This window comes from Pseudomonas sp. HLMP, from assembly GCF_046365545.1.
In the GTDB taxonomy this organism is placed as follows: Bacteria; Pseudomonadota; Gammaproteobacteria; order Pseudomonadales; family Pseudomonadaceae; genus Aquipseudomonas; species Aquipseudomonas guariconensis_B.
Genome location: NZ_JBDLLR010000001.1, coordinates 4,216,280 through 4,234,227 on the forward strand (window position 1 = coordinate 4,216,280; position 17,948 = coordinate 4,234,227).

The 17,948-nt window shown below is 64.6% G+C and carries 12 protein-coding genes; 4 read left to right on the forward strand and 8 right to left on the reverse strand.

The window, feature by feature from the left end:
- The first annotated feature begins 20 nt into the window (after positions 1 to 20).
- Positions 21 to 2,111 carry a phosphate acetyltransferase gene (pta, locus tag ABFA30_RS19455; protein WP_225788547.1) on the forward strand — a complete coding sequence of 697 codons (2,091 nt, stop codon included), beginning with the start codon at positions 21 to 23 and terminating at the stop codon, positions 2,109 to 2,111.
- A 225-nt stretch (positions 2,112 to 2,336) separates the two neighbouring features.
- Here pta and ABFA30_RS19460 read toward each other — a convergent pair whose 3' ends face one another.
- Both ABFA30_RS19460 and ABFA30_RS19465 read right to left on the reverse strand, forming a co-directional pair.
- Entirely contained in the window at positions 2,337 to 3,056 is a 720-nt protein-coding gene (locus ABFA30_RS19460) for an OmpA family protein (RefSeq protein ID WP_225788546.1), read from the reverse strand.
- A 94-nt stretch (positions 3,057 to 3,150) separates the two neighbouring features.
- Positions 3,151 to 3,795, reverse strand: coding sequence for an MBL fold metallo-hydrolase (locus ABFA30_RS19465; protein ID WP_253081755.1), 645 nt, complete (start codon positions 3,793 to 3,795; stop codon positions 3,151 to 3,153).
- 176 nt (positions 3,796 to 3,971) lie between these two features.
- Between ABFA30_RS19465 and dctP the strand changes: the two genes are divergently transcribed.
- The 3 genes from dctP (at position 3,972) to dctM (ending at position 6,943) form a co-directional block, all read left to right on the forward strand.
- On the forward strand, positions 3,972 to 4,967 hold the full coding sequence (dctP, locus tag ABFA30_RS19470) for a C4-dicarboxylate TRAP substrate-binding protein DctP (protein WP_225788544.1): 996 nt from the start codon (positions 3,972 to 3,974) through the stop codon (positions 4,965 to 4,967).
- Between the two features lie 63 nt (positions 4,968 to 5,030).
- Positions 5,031 to 5,663, forward strand: a complete 633-nt coding sequence (locus tag ABFA30_RS19475; protein ID WP_225788543.1) for a TRAP transporter small permease — start codon at positions 5,031 to 5,033, stop codon at positions 5,661 to 5,663.
- Positions 5,660 to 6,943 (forward strand): C4-dicarboxylate TRAP transporter large permease protein DctM, encoded by a 1,284-nt coding sequence (dctM, locus tag ABFA30_RS19480; RefSeq protein ID WP_225788542.1) that lies wholly within the window; start codon positions 5,660 to 5,662, stop codon positions 6,941 to 6,943. Before ABFA30_RS19475 ends, dctM begins: the two co-directional genes overlap by 4 nt.
- A 19-nt stretch (positions 6,944 to 6,962) precedes the next feature.
- Here dctM and ABFA30_RS19485 read toward each other — a convergent pair whose 3' ends face one another.
- The 6 genes from ABFA30_RS19485 to ABFA30_RS19510 form a co-directional block, all read right to left on the reverse strand.
- Positions 6,963 to 7,655 (reverse strand): sensor histidine kinase, encoded by a 693-nt coding sequence (locus ABFA30_RS19485; RefSeq protein WP_225788541.1) that lies wholly within the window; start codon positions 7,653 to 7,655, stop codon positions 6,963 to 6,965.
- Positions 7,652 to 9,259 (reverse strand): tetratricopeptide repeat-containing response regulator, encoded by a 1,608-nt coding sequence (locus ABFA30_RS19490; protein WP_225788540.1) that lies wholly within the window; start codon positions 9,257 to 9,259, stop codon positions 7,652 to 7,654. Before ABFA30_RS19490 ends, ABFA30_RS19485 begins: the two co-directional genes overlap by 4 nt.
- Positions 9,260 to 9,416: 157 nt before the next feature.
- Entirely contained in the window at positions 9,417 to 12,128 is a 2,712-nt protein-coding gene (locus tag ABFA30_RS19495; protein WP_253090563.1) for a LuxR C-terminal-related transcriptional regulator, read from the reverse strand.
- 430 nt (positions 12,129 to 12,558) lie between these two features.
- Positions 12,559 to 13,923 carry a DUF1329 domain-containing protein gene (locus tag ABFA30_RS19500; RefSeq protein ID WP_410045810.1) on the reverse strand — a complete coding sequence of 455 codons (1,365 nt, stop codon included), beginning with the start codon at positions 13,921 to 13,923 and terminating at the stop codon, positions 12,559 to 12,561.
- Positions 13,924 to 13,948: 25 nt separating this feature from the next.
- Entirely contained in the window at positions 13,949 to 15,868 is a 1,920-nt protein-coding gene (locus ABFA30_RS19505; protein ID WP_225788537.1) for a DUF1302 domain-containing protein, read from the reverse strand.
- Positions 15,869 to 16,194: 326 nt separating this feature from the next.
- Positions 16,195 to 17,877 carry a fatty acid--CoA ligase gene (locus ABFA30_RS19510; RefSeq protein WP_253081208.1) on the reverse strand — a complete coding sequence of 561 codons (1,683 nt, stop codon included), beginning with the start codon at positions 17,875 to 17,877 and terminating at the stop codon, positions 16,195 to 16,197.
- Between the last annotated feature and the right edge of the window lie 71 nt (positions 17,878 to 17,948).

Genomic DNA, 17,948 nt, shown 5'->3' on the forward strand with positions numbered 1-17,948 from the left:
GCTTATTCCGAGAAGCACGCATGCAGACATTTTTCATCGCGCCGACCGATTTTGGCGTCGGCCTGACTTCCATCAGCCTGGGCCTGGTACGCACCCTTGAACGCGGGGGCCTGAAGGTCGGCTTCTTCAAGCCGATCGCTCAACCCCACCCCGGCGACACCGGCCCGGAGCGCTCCACCGAGCTGGTGGCCCGCACCCACGGCCTCAAGCCGCCCACGCCGCTGAGCCTGGCCTACGTCGAGCGCATGCTCGGCGACGGCCAGCTGGACGAGTTGCTCGAGGAAATCATCCGGCTGTACCAGCAAGCCTGCGTCGGCAACGACGTGGTGGTGGTCGAGGGCATGGTCCCGACTCGCCACGCCAGCTACGCGGCACGGGTCAACCTGCACTTGGCCAAGAGCCTGGACGCCGAGGTGATCCTGGTCTCGGCCCCGGAAAACGAGGTGCTCAGCGAGCTGTCCGGGCGTGTCGAGCTGCAGGCCCAGCTGTTCGGTGGCCCGCGCGACCCGAAGGTGCTGGGGGTGATCCTCAACAAGGTCCGCACCGACGAGAGCATGGCCGACTTCGCCACCCGCCTGCGCGAGCACTCGCCGCTGCTGCGCGGCGACGACTTCCGCCTGCTCGGCTGCATCCCCTACCAGGCCGACCTGAACGCCCCGCGTACCCGTGACGTGGCCGAACTGCTCGGTGCCCAGGTGCTCAATGCCGGTGACTACGAGCAGCGGCGCATGAACACCATCATCATCTGCGCCCGGACCGTGGCCAACACCGTGCCGCTGCTCAAGGCCGGCACCCTGGTGGTGACCCCGGGCGATCGCGACGACATCATCCTTGCCGTGAGCCTGGCGGCGATCAACGGCGTGCCCCTGGCCGGCCTGCTGTTGACCAGCGACAGCAAGCCTGACCCGCGCATCCTCGAGCTGTGCCGAGGCGCCCTGCAGGCCGGCCTGCCGATCCTCTCGGTGAGCACCGGCTCCTATGACACCGCCAACCAGCTCAATTCACTCAACCGCGAGATCCCGGTGGACGACCGCGAGCGCGCCGAGTTCATCACCGACTTCGTCGCCAGCCATCTCGATGCCGCCTGGCTGCACCAGCGCTGCGGCACGCCACGCGAACTGCGCCTGTCACCGGCGGTGTTCCGTTATCAATTGATCCAGCGCGCGCAACAGGCCAACAAGCGCATCGTCCTGCCCGAAGGCGCCGAGCCGCTGCTGGTGCAGGCCGCGGCGATCTGCCAGGCCCGCGGCATCGCCCGCTGCGTGCTGCTGGCCAAGCCCGAGGACGTCGAGGCGGTGGCCCGTGCCCAGGGCATCACCCTGCCGGCCGACCTGGAGGTGCTCGACCCCGAGCTGATCCGTGGACGCTACGTCGAGCCCATGGTCGACCTGCGCAAGAGCAAGAACCTCAACGCCCCCATGGCCGAGCAGCAGCTCGAGGACCCGGTGGTGATCGGCACCATGATGCTGGCCCTGGATGAAGTCGATGGCCTCGTCTCGGGCCTGGTGCATTCCACCGCCAATACCATTCGCCCGGCCCTGCAACTGATCAAGACCGCACCGGGCTGCAGCCTGGTGTCGTCAGTGTTCTTCATGCTGTTCCCCGAGCAGGTGCTGGTGTATGGAGACTGCGTGATGAACCCGCACCCCAGCGCCGCGGAGCTGGCCGAGATCGCCCGGCAGAGCGCCGAGTCGGCCGCCGCCTTCGGCATCGCCCCGCGGGTGGCGATGCTCAGCTATTCCAGCGATTCGGCGGCCAGCGACGAGGAAGTGGAGAAGGTCCGCGAGGCGACCCGCCTGGCCCAGCAGGCCGAGCACGACCTGCTGATCGACGGCCCGCTGCAGTACGACGCCGCGGCCAACCCGCAGATCGCCCGCCAGTTGGCCCCGGCAAGCCAGGTGGCCGGGCGTGCGACGGTGTTCGTGTTCCCCGACCTGAACACCGGCAACACCACCCACAAGGCGGTCCAGCGCAGCGCCGACTGCGTCAGCCTCGGGCCGATGCTCCAGGGGCTGCGCAAGCCGGTGAACGACCTGCCGCGCGGGGCGCAGGTGGACGATATCGTGCATACCATCGCCCTGACCGCGATACAGGCCAGCACGGTGCGGTGAAAAAAGGGGCCGCTACGCGCTAATGCTGTTCACTTGAGTCTGATGTGACATCGATTGGGGCTGCCTTGCAGCCCTTCGCGGGCAAGCCCGCTCCCACAGGAGCGTACATTCCTTGAGGTTTGCAGCGTACTTGTGGGAGCGGGCTTGCCCGCGAAGGGCCGCAAGGCGGCCCCAATGGCTTAAGTGAACAGCATTAGTGCAGGGCCCCCTTTTGCTATCGACGCCTTACGGATACTGCTGAACCTGCCCTTGCTGGTCGTACTGCTGGCCCGGGATCGGCTTGAGGTTGACCTCGACCCGGCGGTTCTGCGCCCGGCCATTGGCATCGGCGTTGCTGGCGATCGGCTGGTCAGGGCCCATGCCGCGCACCGAGACGCGCGACGGGTCGACGCCCTGGGACGTCAGGTAGGTGCTCACCGCCTGCGCGCGGCGCTGGGACAGGTCCATGTTGTGCTGGCGGCTACCGGTGCTGTCGGTGAAACCGACCACTTCGATGGTGTTCTGGTTGAACTGCTTGAACGAGCTGGCCAGGTTGTTCAACGGTGCATAGAAGCTCGGGGCGATGTTCGCCGAGTCGGTGGCGAAGGTGATGTTGCCCGGCATGATCAGCTTGATCTGGTCACCCTGGCGCTGCACCTCGACGCCGGTGTTGGCCATGCTCTCGCGCAGGGCCGCTTCCTGGCGGTCGGCGTAGTAGCCGTAGCCGGCAGCGGCGGCGCCCACGGCGGCAGCACCGATCAGGGCACCCTTGCCACGGTTGTTGTGGTCGATGGCGGCACCGGCGATGGCGCCGGCCAGCGCGCCCAGGCCGCCGTACTTGGCGGTCTTGCTCATCCCAGTGGAACCCTGCGCCTGCCCCTGGTTGTCGTAGGGGTTCTGGTTGGCGCAACCCGTCATCAGGGCAGCAGCGGTAGCGACGATAATCAGACGACGCATGGTGAACATGGACAAGCTCCTACAGAAATTCGAAAGTGCAGCGGATCGCGGGCGGACCTGTGCCAGCCTTGGATCATGGTCTAACGGAAAAATTCCCTGATCCTCAGGCCCGTACGAATGGATTTTCGCGCATTTCCTCGCCGAGGCGGGTATCCGGGCCATGGCCGGTCACCACGATCGCCTCTTCATCCAGGCGGTACAGCCGCTCCTTGATGGAGCGAACGATAGCCCGCTGGTCACCACCCCACAAATCGGTACGGCCAACGCCCCGGCGGAACAGGGTGTCGCCGGCGATCAGCAACTTGGCGTCGGCGAACCAGAAACTCATCGAACCCGGCGTGTGCCCAGGCGTATGCAGGGCCACGCCGCAGCCGCAGGCCAACTCCTCGTCATCGTCCAGCCAGCGGTCCGGCGGCGGCACCGGGGTATAGGGCACGCCGAACATCTGGCACTGCATCTGCAGGTTGTCCCACAGCGGCTGGTCGTCCTTGTGCAGGTGCAAGGTCGCGCCGGTCAGCTCCTTGAGCCTGCCCGAGGCGAGGAAGTGATCGAAGTGGGCATGGGTGTGGATGATGCTCACCAGGGTCAGGCCATGGGCCTGCAGGCGCGCGAGGATCTGTTCCGGGTCACCGCCCGGGTCGACGACGATGGCTTTCTTGCTGAGCGGGTCGCCGATCAGGGTGCAATTGCATTGCAGGGGACCGACGGGGAAGGTTTCGCGGATCAGTGGGGTGTCATTGGCAGGCATGGTCAGCTTCGTCAGTCACGCAGTGGGGTTGAACCAACCCCTGTTAATACCCTTGATCGCCTCGGTTGGCCAGCCTGCAATGGCGCTATCGTTGATCGCAGGCAAAACACCCCTGGAAATGACGCCTAGACTCTTATGGTCAACTCGCCACTACAACAATAAGAGGACGTACCTGGATGTTCACTCCCACACTCAAGGCTGTGTGCTGCGCCCTGACGCTCTGCTGCGCCACGCTGGCGCAGGCAGCCGACCCGATCACCATCAAGTTTTCCCATGTCGTCGCCGAGTCCACCCCCAAGGGCCAAGGCGCCTTGGCGTTCAAGAAGTTGGTAGAAGAACGCCTGCCAGGCAAGGTCAAGGTCGACGTCTACCCGAACTCCTCGCTGTTTGGCGACGGCAAGGAGATGGAGGCACTGCTGCTGGGCGACGTGCAGATCATCGCGCCCTCCCTGGCCAAGTTCGAGCAGTACACCAAGCAGGTCCAGCTCTTCGACCTGCCCTTCCTGTTCGACGACATCAATGCCGTCGACCGCTTCCAGATGAGCCCTGCCGGCCAGGGCCTGCTCAAGTCGATGGAGTCGAAGGGCATCACCGGCCTGGCCTACTGGCATAACGGCATGAAGCAACTGTCGGCCAACAAGCCGCTGCACGAACCCAAGGATGCCCGTGGCCTGAAATTCCGCGTCCAGGCTTCCGCAGTGCTCGAGGAACAGTTCAAGGCCGTGCGCGCCAACCCGCGCAAGATGAGCTTCGCCGAGGTCTACCAAGGCTTGCAGACAGGCGTGGTCAATGGCGCGGAGAATCCGTACTCGAATATCTACAGCCAGAAAATGCACGAAGTGCAGAAGTACATCACCGAGTCCAACCACGGCGTACTGGACTACATGCTGATCACCAATACGCAGTTCTGGAATGGATTACCGCCGGATGTGAAACCAGAGCTCGAGAAGATCATCAGCGAAGTCACCGCGCAGGTGAACAAAGAGGCCGAAGCGCTCAACCAGGGCGACAAGCAGCGCATCCTGGACGCCAAGACGACCGAGATCATCACCCTGACGCCGGAGCAACGCGAGGAGTGGCGCCAGGCGATGAGGCCGGTCTGGAAGAAATTCGAAGGTGATATCGGTGCCGACCTGATCGAAGCGGCCCAAGCGGCCAATCAGGCGCAATGAACCCGTTGGCTGGCAGTGCCGAACCCGGCCGCCAGCCATCGTCACGCACCGGAGAGTCCCCCCATGAATGCCTTGAGACGTATCTGGGAGCATTTCGAGGAAGGCTTCATTGTCTTTCTCCTGGCCGCCATGACCTTGGTGACATTCGTCTATGTCATCCTCAACAACCTCTACACCGTGTTCTACAGCCTTGCCGAGCACTGGAGCGCCGGCGCCGACCTGTTCAATGCCGCAGGCGACCATGTCATGGATGCCGCCCAGGCCATGACATGGAGCAATGCGCTGACCAAGGCACTGTTCGCCTGGCTGATCTTCTTCGGGCTGTCCTATGGCGTGCGCACCGCCGGCCACATCGGTGTCGATGCACTGGTGAAGCTGGCCAGCAAACCCCTCCAGCGCTACCTCGGCCTGCTGGCCTGCACGTGCTGCCTGGCCTATGCCGCCTTGCTGAGCATCGCCAGCCTGGAGTGGATCCAGACCCTGCTCAAGGCCAGCATCGGCGCCGAGGACCTGGGGCATTTCGGTGTCATGCAATGGCACATCGGCCTGATCGTGCCAGTGGGGTTCGCCCTGATGTTCATCCGTTTCGCTGAGATCCTGGTGCGAATCTTCAAGGGTCGCCAGACCGGCCTGGGCCTGGCGGACGAGGCAGCGGAGGCAGTGAAGCTGACCGAGCACGAGGACGACAAGCCATGACCATCCTCTTTCTGTTCGTCGCGCTGTTTGCCCTCATGTTCATTGGCGTACCCATCGCCATCTCGCTTGGCCTGGCGGGCTCGCTGACTATCATGCTGTACAGCCAGGACTCGGTGCGCTCGCTGGCGATCAAGCTGTTCGAGACTTCGGAGCACTATACCCTGCTGGCAATCCCGTTCTTCCTGTTGGCGGGTGCCTTCATGACCACCGGTGGCGTGGCCAGGCGCCTGATCGATTTCGCCAACGCGTGCGTGGGCCATGTACGGGGCGGCCTGGCGATCGCCGCGGTGCTGGCCTGCGTGCTGTTCGCCGCGCTCTCCGGCTCGAGCCCCGCCACCGTGGCGGCGGTCGGTTCGATCGCCATCGCGGGCATGGTCCGCTCCGGTTATCCACAAGCCTTCGGCGCAGGCATCATCTGTAACGCCGGTACGCTCGGCATCCTGATCCCGCCCTCGATCGTGATGGTGGTGTACGCCGCCGCCACGGAGACGTCGGTCGGAAAGCTGTTCATGGCAGGGGTGGTGCCTGGCCTGATGCTCGGCCTGATCCTGATGATCGCCATCTACATCATCGCCGTGAAGAAAAACCTCCCCGCCCTGCCGCGCGCTACCCTGCGGGAATGGCTGAGTACGGCGCGCAAGGCGATCTGGGGGTTGCTGCTGATGGTGATCATCCTCGGCGGCATCTATACCGGCATGTTCACCCCTACCGAGGCGGCAGCGGTGGCCGCGGTCTACTCGGCGTTCATCGCTCTGTTCGTCTACCGTGACATGAGCGTGCGAGAAGCCCCGAAGGTGCTGCTCGAGTCCGCCAAGCTGAGCATCATGCTGATGTTCATCATCGCCAACGCCATGCTCTTCGCCCATGTCCTGACCACCGAGCAGCTCCCCCAGCAGATCACCGCCTGGGTTCTCGATGCAGGCCTGACGCCGGTGACCTTCCTGCTGGTGGTGAACCTGGTGCTATTGGTGGCGGGGGCCTTCATGGAACCCTCGGCGATCATCCTGATCCTGGCGCCGATCCTGTTCCCGATCGCCATGCAACTGGGCATCGACCCGATCCACCTGGGCATCATCATGGTGGTCAACCTGGAGATCGGCCTGGTTACCCCACCGGTTGGGCTGAACCTGTTCGTCACCTCCGCGGTGACGGGCATGCCCCTGACGGCGACGGTACGCGCAGCGGCGCCCTGGCTGCTCCTGCTCCTGCTGTTCCTGATCCTGGTCACCTATGTGCCGTGGATCTCGCTGGTGCTGCCCAACGCGCTGGGCATGGGCTGAAGGCTATCGCGTCGGGACGCTATGGCAGGTACAGCCTGAACAACCCACCGCCAAGCGGCCCGCCGTTGGCGATCTCGATCCGCCCCCGCATGCCGTCGCGCTCATGCAGCGCGGCGATGCGTGCGGCGAAGTACAGCCCCAGGCCGGTGCTGCCTGTGCGCGAGTCGATACCCAGGGCATGCTCCTGCTCAGGCTCGAGCATGCGCGCGGGGTAGCCTGCGCCATCATCGTTGATGCTGATCACCAGTTGCTCCCCCTCCTCCTCGATGCTGATCAACAGGGCATGGCTGGCGTAGCGGATGGCATTGGTGAGTACGTTGGACACCGCCGAGGCGACCAGCTCACGGTCGAAGAAGCCCAGCGGGTTATCGCTGTCGACACGCCAGGTGGCAAGGATATCGCGGTGCTCGAGCACCTCCTGGTGGACAGCGAGCTGGGCTTCGATGAAGTCGTCCAACTCGTGGTAGTCCGGGCAGATCGGCAACTGGTTGATCCCCAGCTTGTACAGGCCCAGCAGTTGCACCAGCATGCCGTTCAAATGGCGGAACTCGTGCTCCATCACCCCCTGTTCGCTGCCCCCCCGCAGGGCCTCGGGCAGGCGCGCCAGCCACTGGTCGTGGGCCTGGATCAGGGCCGAGAGCGAGTTTTTCATGTCGTGCACGGTGGAGGCGATCACCGTGGAGAAATCCAGCCCCTGGTCGTTGTGGTTCATGCGCCGAAGACCCGGATATGCAGTTTGCGGTAGCGCTCGTAGCGGCTGTCGCTAGCGGGAATCCCAGCGACACTCTGCAGGCAGTCGCGGCACTCCTGCATGATCGCAGGCGATGGGCTCTGGCCAGCAATGCGCAACAGCGCCTGGGTGGTGTTGAGAGCGATGCTGATGTTCTTCGGTTGCAACGACAATGCCCGGCGGAACATCTCCAGGGCCTCGGTGAGCTGACCGGCCTGGTAGCTGCGCACGCCCTGGCGGTTGAGGTCGACCGCCTCGGTGACGGCACCGAGCACCACCGGGTCGCTGGTAAGCTTGGCGACACTCTGCATGACCTTGGGATCGTCGCCATAGGTTTCCACGCAGCCCTTGAGGATCGTGGTGCCCGCCGACGGCTGGCCGAGCGCCTGCAACTGCTTGGCCACGGTGAGCGCCGCCTCGACGGAGAAGAACTGGTCCATCTTCTCCAGCCGCTGCATGGCCTGGTCGGTAAGCTTGGCGGCCGTCTCCGGGTCGCCAGCCTGCTGCAGGCTGGCGGCCTTCATCAAGCGCGCACGGACCTGCAACCCCTGGTCTTCGACATGCTCCTTGGCCACCTCGCTGAGCACCGTGTTGATCTCGACGCGGGTTCGCGCATCCAGGCCATTGCCGATGTTCTTGCTCATCAATGCCTGGACCAGGCCCAGGTTGCTTTCCGGGTTCTTGTAGCGTGAGCTCTGGCCCTGGTTCACCGCGTGGCGATAGGCCTTCGAGGCGCTCTCGAAGTCCTGGTTGTCCAGCGCCAGCTTGCCCAGCGCCGCCTGGCGGCGCACCGCCAGGGGCGAAAGGCGTACCGCCTCTTCGAGCATGTGCTGGGCTCGCCGGGTCTCGCCCTGGGCCACCAGCACTTCGGCCATGCCATCGTACAGCCCCGGCATGATCGGGAATGCCTTGAGCGCCTGTTCGTACACACCCTGGGCCTGAGCATGCTGGCCACGCTTGTGCAGCAGGCTGCCCAGCGCCGAATACGCCCAGGGCTGGGGCCGGCTGGCGAGAATGGCCTTGAGGAACTTCTCCAGCTCGTCGAAACGATTGAGGTTGCGCAAGGCGTCAGCCCGGTAGCGCAGGCACAACGGGGCGAAGCGCGGGTCCTTCCGGCACAGCTCGGCACAGGCCGCCAGCACCTCGGCCGGACGCTCACGGTCCAGGGCCTGCAGGATGGGCTTGAGCAAGGTCTTGCGTTGCACCAGCTTCTCCAGGCGCTGGGCCAGGCCGACGCGGTTGAACGGCTTGGTCAGGTAGGCATCGGGTTCGTGTTCGATGGCGCTGAGGACGATGGACTGGCTGCTCTCGGCAGTGACCATGATGAACACGCACTCATGGCTGACCAGCTTGTCGAGGATCAGGTCCTCGAGCACCTGCTGGCCATTCTTCTTGCCATCGCCCAGGTGAAAGTCCTGGAGGATGAAGTCGTAGCGCTTCTGCGCACACATGCGCAGGGCCTGCTCTCCACTGTCGGCGGTGTCCACATCACGCACGCCCAGCTCACGGAGCATCGAACGGGTCGACGTACGGAAGTCGGTGAAGTCGTCGACGATCAGAAAGCTTTTTTGCCCGTACTGCAGCATCAACACGACCTGTAGTGGAGTGGGTGGAAAATGGCGCGTGGCGATGCGTACCGCCGAACAGCGTATCGGCAGCGGGTGGGGAAAGATGAGCCCGGAATAGACGGCGCCAGCAGCAATGGCTTAATGCCACTATTTTACCGCCCCCACGCTCCGGGAGCTAGGCCAACAGGCCCAGGGACTTGGCCTTGGCCACCGCTTGGGTTCGCCGCTCTACACCGAGCTTGCTGTTGATGTGGCTGGCGTGGGTCTTGACGGTGTGCAAGGAAATGAACAGGCGCTCGCTGATCTGCTGGTTCGAGCATCCTTGGGCAATCAGTTCCAGCACGGCCAGCTCCCGGCCGCTCAGGGCCTCGGCCGCGTCGCTGGCCTGGGGCCGCGGCAGGCGCGCCAGCAGCTCAGCCTGGACCAGGCAGGCCGGGCGCGCGGCCAGTTGTTCGCGCAACCAGTGGGGATGGTCTTCGATCAAGCGCTGGAACGGCTGCAACGCGCCGCCCTGGGCCGCCTCCAGTGCCCTGGGCAGCACGCTGGCGGCTTCTTGCTCGCGCCCCTCGCCCAGCGACAGGGCGGTCCACTGGCACAAGGCACTGACCGCCAGCATCATCCCGCCACTGGCCAGGCCACGCTCGACCAGCGCCTGCAGGCGTTCGGCGGCCGCGTCCGGACGCCCCAGGACACGCTCCAGCAGGGCCTGCTGCAACTCGATGTGCAACGGCAGCAGGGGGTGGAACTCCGGTGCGGCCGCAGGCTGCTCGCCGCCGTAGGTCTGGCCCAGGCGCAACAGCCAGGACTCGGCAAGATCCGTACGCCCCTGGGCCAGCCACAGCTCGCATTTCACCAGGGTGATCATGGCCAGGTAGAAGATCGGCGGCACGTCCCAGATATGCATCAACCGCTCGGCCTCGGCCAGCTCGGCGAAGGCTTCGGCGAAACGGCCTTCACGCCCATCGAGCGAGGCGATCACGCAATGGCCGATCAACACGCTGATGTCGCGACAGGCACGTGCCTCGCTGAGCCCGGCGCGTAGCCGTGCGCGGCCCTGGGCCGGTTGCAGCCGCGCCACCAGCAGGTAGCCCTCGTACAGGGTGAGCCTGGCGCGTACCGCATACAGGCGCTGCGCCGACAGCCCCTGCAAGCGTTGCAGCCCTTGGCGTACCTCGTCCAGGGCACGCAATACCTCGCCCCGGGCATGCAGGACCCGCGCCCGGTCATAGTGGGCCAGGGCTTCGAACAGCGGGTTGCCGACCCGCTGGGCGAGCTCCAGGGCCTCGCGGTTCCAGCCCCGCGCCCGCCAGAAGTCGGCATCGGCGATCGCCAGGTTGGACAGCGTCGACAGGCACACCAGGCGTTGCCCATAGCGCTTGTATGGCAGGCTCTGCAGCGCCTCGCCGCAATAGGCCAGGGTCCGCTGGCGATCGCCACGGCCACGGGCGATGACCCCGCTCAGAGCCAGCCACTGGGCGAGCATGGATTTCTGTGCAGTGGCCGACGGGGCTGGCAGGAAGCGGCTGAGGTAGGCCGCCAGCTCCTCGGCCGCGTCCAGTTGGCAGGCCAACCCCAGTGCCCAGCTGTACAGGACGATCAATCGAGGGGTGCTGATCAGCAGGCTGTCGGGCAGGTCCATCTTCCAGCGCAGCAGCATGCCGACATTCTGCTCGGCCAGCAGTTGCTCCTCCGACAGGCTCTGCACCAGATCGGCCGCCACATCCAGGTGGCCGGCGCGCAATGCCTGCTCCACCGCCTCGTCGAGCAGCCCCTGCACCTGGAACCAGCGGCAGGCGCGCAGGTGCAAGGCCGCCAGGGGTTCGCTGGCCTGCCGGCTGCGCAGCAGGTCGGAGAACAGGTGATGGTAGCGGAACCAGTGGCCATGCTCGTCCAGCGGCACCAGGAACACTTGGTGGGCCTGCAGGTAACGCAGGATGCTGGCGCTGTCCTGGCGCTCGCGCAGGGCGTCGCACAGCTCGGCGCAGAAGCGCTCCTGGCAGGCCGTGTCGTAGAGAAAGGCCTGCACATCCGTGGGCAGGATCTCGATGACTTCCTCGAGCAGGTAGTCACGGATCAGCCCTTCACCGCCGTGCAGGGCCTGGGGCAAGGCATTGTCGTCGCCGGACTCGCTGGCCGCCAGTTGCCAGAAACGCAGCCCGGCGACCCAGCCGTCGCTGCGCTGGATCAGGTTGTCCAGCGCTTGCCCACGCAGGCCGGTGGGCTGGCGGCCGATCACGGCCAGGGCCTCCTCGGGGGTCAGGCGCAGGTCCTGTTCGTTCAGCTCCACCAGTTGACGCGACAGGCGCAACCGCGCCAGGTGCCAGTCCGGCCGCTGGCGGCTGGTGACCAGCAGGACCAGCCCGCCTGGCAGGTGATTGAGGAAGAACTGCAGGCAGCGGTCGAGGACCGGCCCCTGGGCCAGGTGATAGTCATCCAGCACCAGCAAGAGGGGGGTATCGGCTTGCAGGTAGAGGGCGAGCTCGTCGAGCAGGCCATCGAGCCACTCCTCGAAGGCGAACGGCTGGTGGCGTTGGCGCATCTTCAGCAAGCCCATGGCCTGGCCACCCAGGGCCGGACAGAACTGCTGCAGGCCTTCGAGCAGGCGCTCGAGGAAACGGCCGGGGTCGGCATCGCGTTGGCTCAGGCCGAGCCAGAGGCTGCGCCAGTGGCCAGGCAACGCCTGGCAGAACTCGATGGCCAGCGAACTCTTACCGAAACCCGCCGGGGCGTTGACCAGCAGCAGACGGCCACTCAGGCCGGACTGGAGCCGTTGGCACAACCGCGCCCTGGGCACATGGCCATCAGGCAGGGGCGGCCGGAAGAAACGCCCGTCCAGCAGGCCCATGGCCTGACTGGCGAATCCATGCGTACGGGACAGATCTGTCATGGCCGGCTCGTTCTGATTGGAAGAATTTCGGCGGTATGGATGGTTGCGAGACTAGCGGGTAACGCAGCGCATTTGAAGATGATGGGGTGGGTTTGCGCTGAAAAAGACTACGACAAAAAGAAACAGTGCTTACAGTTCTTTAGGATAGGAGCTGCTTCCCATAGCCGACCAAGGCACATGACGAAAACGCCCCGGCAAGCCGTAATGCTGTTCACTTAAGTCTGATGTGACATCGATAGGGGCTGCCTTGCAGCCCTTCGCGGGCGAGCCCGCTCCCACAGGAGCGTGCATTCCTTGAGGTTTGCAGCGTACTTGTGGGAGCGGGCTTGCCCGCGAAGGGCCGCAAGGCGGCCCCAATGGCTTAAGTGGACAGCATTACCGGCAAGCCGGGGCGTTTTCGGGAGATCACACAAGGTTCATCACACCCGCCTCAACGCACCCCCTCCTGGCGCAGCGCAGCTGGCTGGAAGTCGCTCTTGCTGGCGCTGAAGCCGAAGTCGTAGGCACGCTTCTCTTCGTTCTTCATGCCCAGCGCCAGGTAGCGCCCCGATTGCAGGTCGTAGATGGCTTCCAGGGTGTACCACGGCACCTGCACGTTGTAGTAGTCCTGCGCATGGGCCTCGGACACGCGCCACAGCTGCCCGCGCCCGTCGTACTGGTCGATCACCGCGGCCTGCCAGGTGTCCTCGTCGATGTAGAAGTCACGCTTGGCATAGATGTGCCGCTGCCCCGGCTTGAGGGTGGCGACCACATGCCACACACGGCGCAGCTCGTAGCGAGACAGGTCCTGGTTGATGTGGCCCGGTTTGAGGATGTCGGCATACTTGAGCTTCGGATCGTCGAGCTTGTAGCTGTTGGAGGCGATGTACATCTCCTTCTTGCCTTCCAGCTTCCAGTCGTAGCGGTCCGGTGCGCCGTTGTACATGTCCAGGTTGTCGGACGTCCGCAGGCCGTCGGCGGCGGTACCTGGCCCGTCGTAGGACACCTGCGGCGCCTGGCGCACGCGGCGCTGGCCGGCGTTGTAGATCCACGCCTTGCGAGGCTCCTTGACCTGGTCCAGGGTCTCGTGGACGAGCAGCACGGTCCCGGCCAGGCGCGCCGGCGCCGTCACCTTCTGCTTGAAGTAGAACAGCACGTTGCCTGGGTTGTTCGGGTCGTAGTCCTTCATCCGGTCGCGGAAGACGAACTGGTCCTGGAAGTACACCAGGCTATAGGAGCCATTCTGCTGCGGCGTGGCCTGGGTCACCAGGCGGGTCACGCTGCCGCCCCGGTAGCGGGTGATGTGGTTCCAGATCACCTCGATGCCGCTCTTGGGAATCGGGAACGGGATGGCGGTACGGAAGTTGTTCAGGCCGTTGCCGCCCTCGACCAGGGTGGTCTTGGTGGCGTTCTCCTTGATGGCGGCGAAGACTTCATCGGGCACCGTCGAGCCGCGATGGGTCTTGTACACTGGGATCTTGTAGGTCTGCGGATAGCGCTTGAACATCGCCACCTGGCCTGGGGACAGCTTGTCCTTGTACTGGTCGACGTTCTGCGCGGTGATGGTGAACAGCGGCTTGTCGCTGGCGTATGGGTCAGACAGGAACCCCTTGGCATCGGCGCTGCCCGCGGTCTTGGACAACGGCTCCCACGGGCCGATGGAACCATCGGCATTGCCCGCCTTCTCCGCCCCCATCGGGGTCAGGGTGCTGCCCAACTTGGCCGCCTCGTCGGCGGAAACCGCAGCCATGACGCTGGTCGCCAGCAGGGACAGGCCCAGCACACCGGCTTGCAGCAGACTTCTGGTCTTGTTCATTCTGTGTCGTCCTGGATCAGTGTTCTTAGAAGTTCACGCCGAAGCTGAGGGCGATGAAATCGCGATCATCCACGGTGGTGTACTTGCCATCGAAGAAGTTGGTGTATGACAGGCTGGCCGTGTAGGTCTGCTGGTACTCGGCATCCAGGCCCAGGCTGATCGCCTTGCGCCCTTCCTCGAAGTTGCCGCCCGGGCCCGGCGAGTAGCCATCGACGTCATGGGACCAGGCCACGCTCGGGCGCAGGTTCACGCCGGCGAAGACATTGTTGTAGTCCCAGATGGCCCGAACGCGGTAACCCCAGGAATCGCTGGTGGTGTAGCCGTCGTTCTCGCAGTAGCGCGACACGTTGTTCTGCGGCCCGGTGCCCACGGTGCTGGCGTTCAACGACTGGCAACGGCCATTGGGCAGCGGCCCTGGGCCGTAGACCGGATCACGCCCGTAGCGAGCCTTGGACGTGCTTTCCAGGCCACCGACGTGGGTCCAGCCGATTTCACCCACCATGGTCAGGCGCTCGGCGCCCATCACCTGGTCGAAGAAGTGCGTGAAGGTGGTTTGCAGCTGGGTGATTTCCTTACGGCGATAGCCCGGCTGGTCCGTGCCCGGCCTACCCTGCAACACCGAAGCGTCAGGGTCGAGCGGCGTCAGGCCCGAATAGAGGATATCGGTCGTGTTCAACTGCACCGGTGCGTTCGGGCGATAGCTGATTTCACCGCTCCACGCCGTGCCGCTGGGCAGCGTGGTGGAGAAGCTCAGACCGTAGAGGCGGATATCTTCCGGGTATTCCACGTAGTAGCTGGAATTGCCCGCGACCACCAGCGGCATCAGCGAAGGCAGTAGCGCACCCAGCGCACCAGCAGGCACGCCCGCACCGATCAAGGCGGCGCCCAGCCTGTTCGGGTCGTAGTACTGGGCATCGGCGCCGCGGCCACTGAAGATCGGCGCACGGCTGTGGTAGTTCATGAAGTAACCGCCGAACTCGGTGTTCAACGGCTCGTACATGTAGCGCAGGGCCACGCCGAACTGGCCGCTGTCCCGTGCATCGCGGTCGGGCCCACGGCGCACGATCACCCCTTCGTCGGGCGAGCCCCAGTTCACGCCCTGCCCCGCCAGCGTGGCCCCCACCGGAGCGGCCAGCGGGCCGAGCCTGCCGGCCAGCGTGGACTGGGTGGCCAGTACCGCCAGGTTGTTGTCGCAACCATCGGCGATCACATCCGGCTGGGAGAAGAAGGTGCCGCAGTTATCGACGACGGTCTGGTCCCATTCCAGTTGGTAGAAGCCCTCGAACGACAGGTTGTCGGAGACGCTCTGGGACAGGTAGAACATGTTGACCGGGATCAGGCCTTCCTTGATCTCGGCACCGGGCCGGCGGAACGCCGAGACGTCGATCGGGTTGACGGCGTTGATGCCGCTGCCGATGAAGGTACTCTCCCCCCAGCTGACCACCTGCTTGCCCAGGCGCACCGTGCCCGGCAGGTCGCCGAGGCTGTAGTTGTGGTAGATGAAGGCATCGAGCAGCTCGGCACCGGAAGACTTGGCGCCTTCCTTGCGGTTGGAGTCGCTGATGTCCTTGAACGGGCGATTTTCGTCCTTGAGCTCGAAGTCGTACCAGTACTTGCCGCGGACGAACACCCCGGTGTCGCCGTACTTGAGTTCGAGGTCGTGGATACCCTTGAAGATCTTCGAGAAGGTTTCACCGCGCTTGAAGTTCAGGTGGCCGTCGTCGGAAGTCTGCGAAAGGCCCCGGCCACCGTTGTTGACCCCGATGAGGTTCTTGTTCGGCTTGGCTGTCGACCAACTGGCCCCGACGGAGAGCGACGAATCGAACTGGCCTTCGATTTCCCCGATGTTGAAGCTGACACCGAATGCGGGACTTGCGAGCGTGGAAGCGAGGCTGACGGCCAAGGGCAGCTTCGCCCGGCGCCAGAACTGGTTTGCAGATGTCATCGACGCTACTCCATGTACTTTTTTTGTTATGGCAGTGAGTCCTTTTCAGAAACGGCCCCGAGACCGGTGCAGCAGGCTTGCGCCCGCGGCGAAGCGGCTTGTGCGCCTCGCCCTCCCCATTCCTGAAAATCCCCTGACCCCGACTATAGCCAGCAGGCACAGGCGCTTGATCCCTCTAAAGTGTGATTTGCGCACCCTGCCAGCGCCCACCCCGCAGGCGCCTGCCTGCCGACAGGAAAGAAGCATGGCGCATATTTGCCGTTTGACAAGGCCGCAGCCGCTCTGGAATGCGGGACGCGCCTGGACGGTCGCGCCCCGCGCAGGTGTTACAGGGTCGACAGGAAGGCGCTGTTACTGGCCTGCCACTGGCTGATATCCACGCGGATACGCTTCTTGTCGAGCTTGCCGACACTGGTCTTGGGAATTTCAGTAACAACGGCGATCTGGCTGGGAATCGCCCACTTGTTGATGTGACCTTGCTCGACGAAAGGCTTGAGATGATCCTTGAGGCTGCGCGCGTCGATGCTCTGCCCCTCGCGCACCACCAGCAAGGCGAATGGCCGCTCGCCCCATTGCGGGTCGGCGACCCCGACCACCGCCACTTCACGCACGGCCGGATGACGGCTGATCAGGTCTTCCAGGTCGAGGGACGAGATCCACTCGCCACCGGTCTTGATCACATCCTTGATGCGATCGCGGATATCGATGTAGCCCATGCCGTCGAGGGTGGCGACGTCACCGGTATGCAGCCAGCCACCCTGCCACAGCTCCTCGCTTTTCTGCGGCTCCTTGAAGTAGCCCATCGACAGCCAGGGCGCGCGCAGTACCAGTTCGCCCTGGGTCTCGCCATCGGCGGGGAGGAAGTTGCCCTGTTCGTCGACGATCGCCGCTTCCACCAGCGGCACCGGCACACCGGCCTTGATCCGGTAGGAGATGCGCTCGTCCTCGCTACCGGCCTGCAGTTCGTCGTTCAGGTGCGCGCAGGAAATCAGCGGGCAGGTCTCGGACATGCCGTACGCCGCAGTCAGTTGGATGCCACGGGCCAGGGCCGCTTCGTACAACGCACGGTTGAGCGCACTGCCGCCGATGATGATCTTCCAGCCGGCGAAGTCCTGGCCCTGGGCCGATGGGCAGTTGAGCAGCATCTGCAGGATGGTCGGTACGCAGTGGGAGAAGGTCACCTTCTCCTCGCGCCACAGCTTGACCAGCATGTCCGGCTCGTAGCGCCCCGGGTAGACCTGCTTCATGCCGAGCATGGTCGCGGCATAGGGAATGCCCCAGGCATGCACATGGAACATCGGCGTGATGGGCATGTACACATCGTTGCTGCCAAGCAGGCGCACGCTGTCGATGCTGCCGGTCACCGAGGCCTCGGCCAGGGTGTGCAGCACCAGTTGGCGATGGGTGAAGAACACGCCCTTGGGGTTGCCGGTGGTGCCCGTGGTGTAGAAGGTGGTGGCCACCGAGTTCTCGTCGAAGTCGGGGAAGTCATGGTGTGGGCTGGCGGCGGCGAGCAGTTGCTCGTATTCGCCGACCAGGTCAGGCAGGTCGGCGGTCTTGTCCTGGCCATCGGTCAGCAGCAGGGTCTTTTCCACCGTGGTCAACTGCCCGGCGATGGCCTGGTAGAGGCCGACGAAATCGCTGTTGACCAGCACGAGACGGTCTTCAGCGTGGTTCATGGTGTAGAGGATCTGCTCCGGCGACAGGCGCACATTGATGGTGTGCACCACCGCACCGATCATCGGGATGGCGAACATGCACTCCAGGTAGCGGTGGCTGTCCCAGTCCATCACAGCCACCGTGTCACCGGCCTTGACCCCGGCCTCGGTCAGCACGTTGGCCAGGCGGGCGACCCGCTCGACCAGTTGTGGGTAGGTCAGGCGCAACTGGTCGCGGTAGACGATCTCGCGAGTCTTCTCGTAGCGGCTGCCAGACATCAGCAGGCGCTTGATCAGCAACGGGAAGGTGTAGGCGCCCTCGGCGGGCTCGATGATACGCGTCTGCAACATGGGGATCCCTTTTCTGCAATGCGGGCCGGACAAGTCAGGGGGTTACTCTAGATCGGTGACGCGCCGGTCAA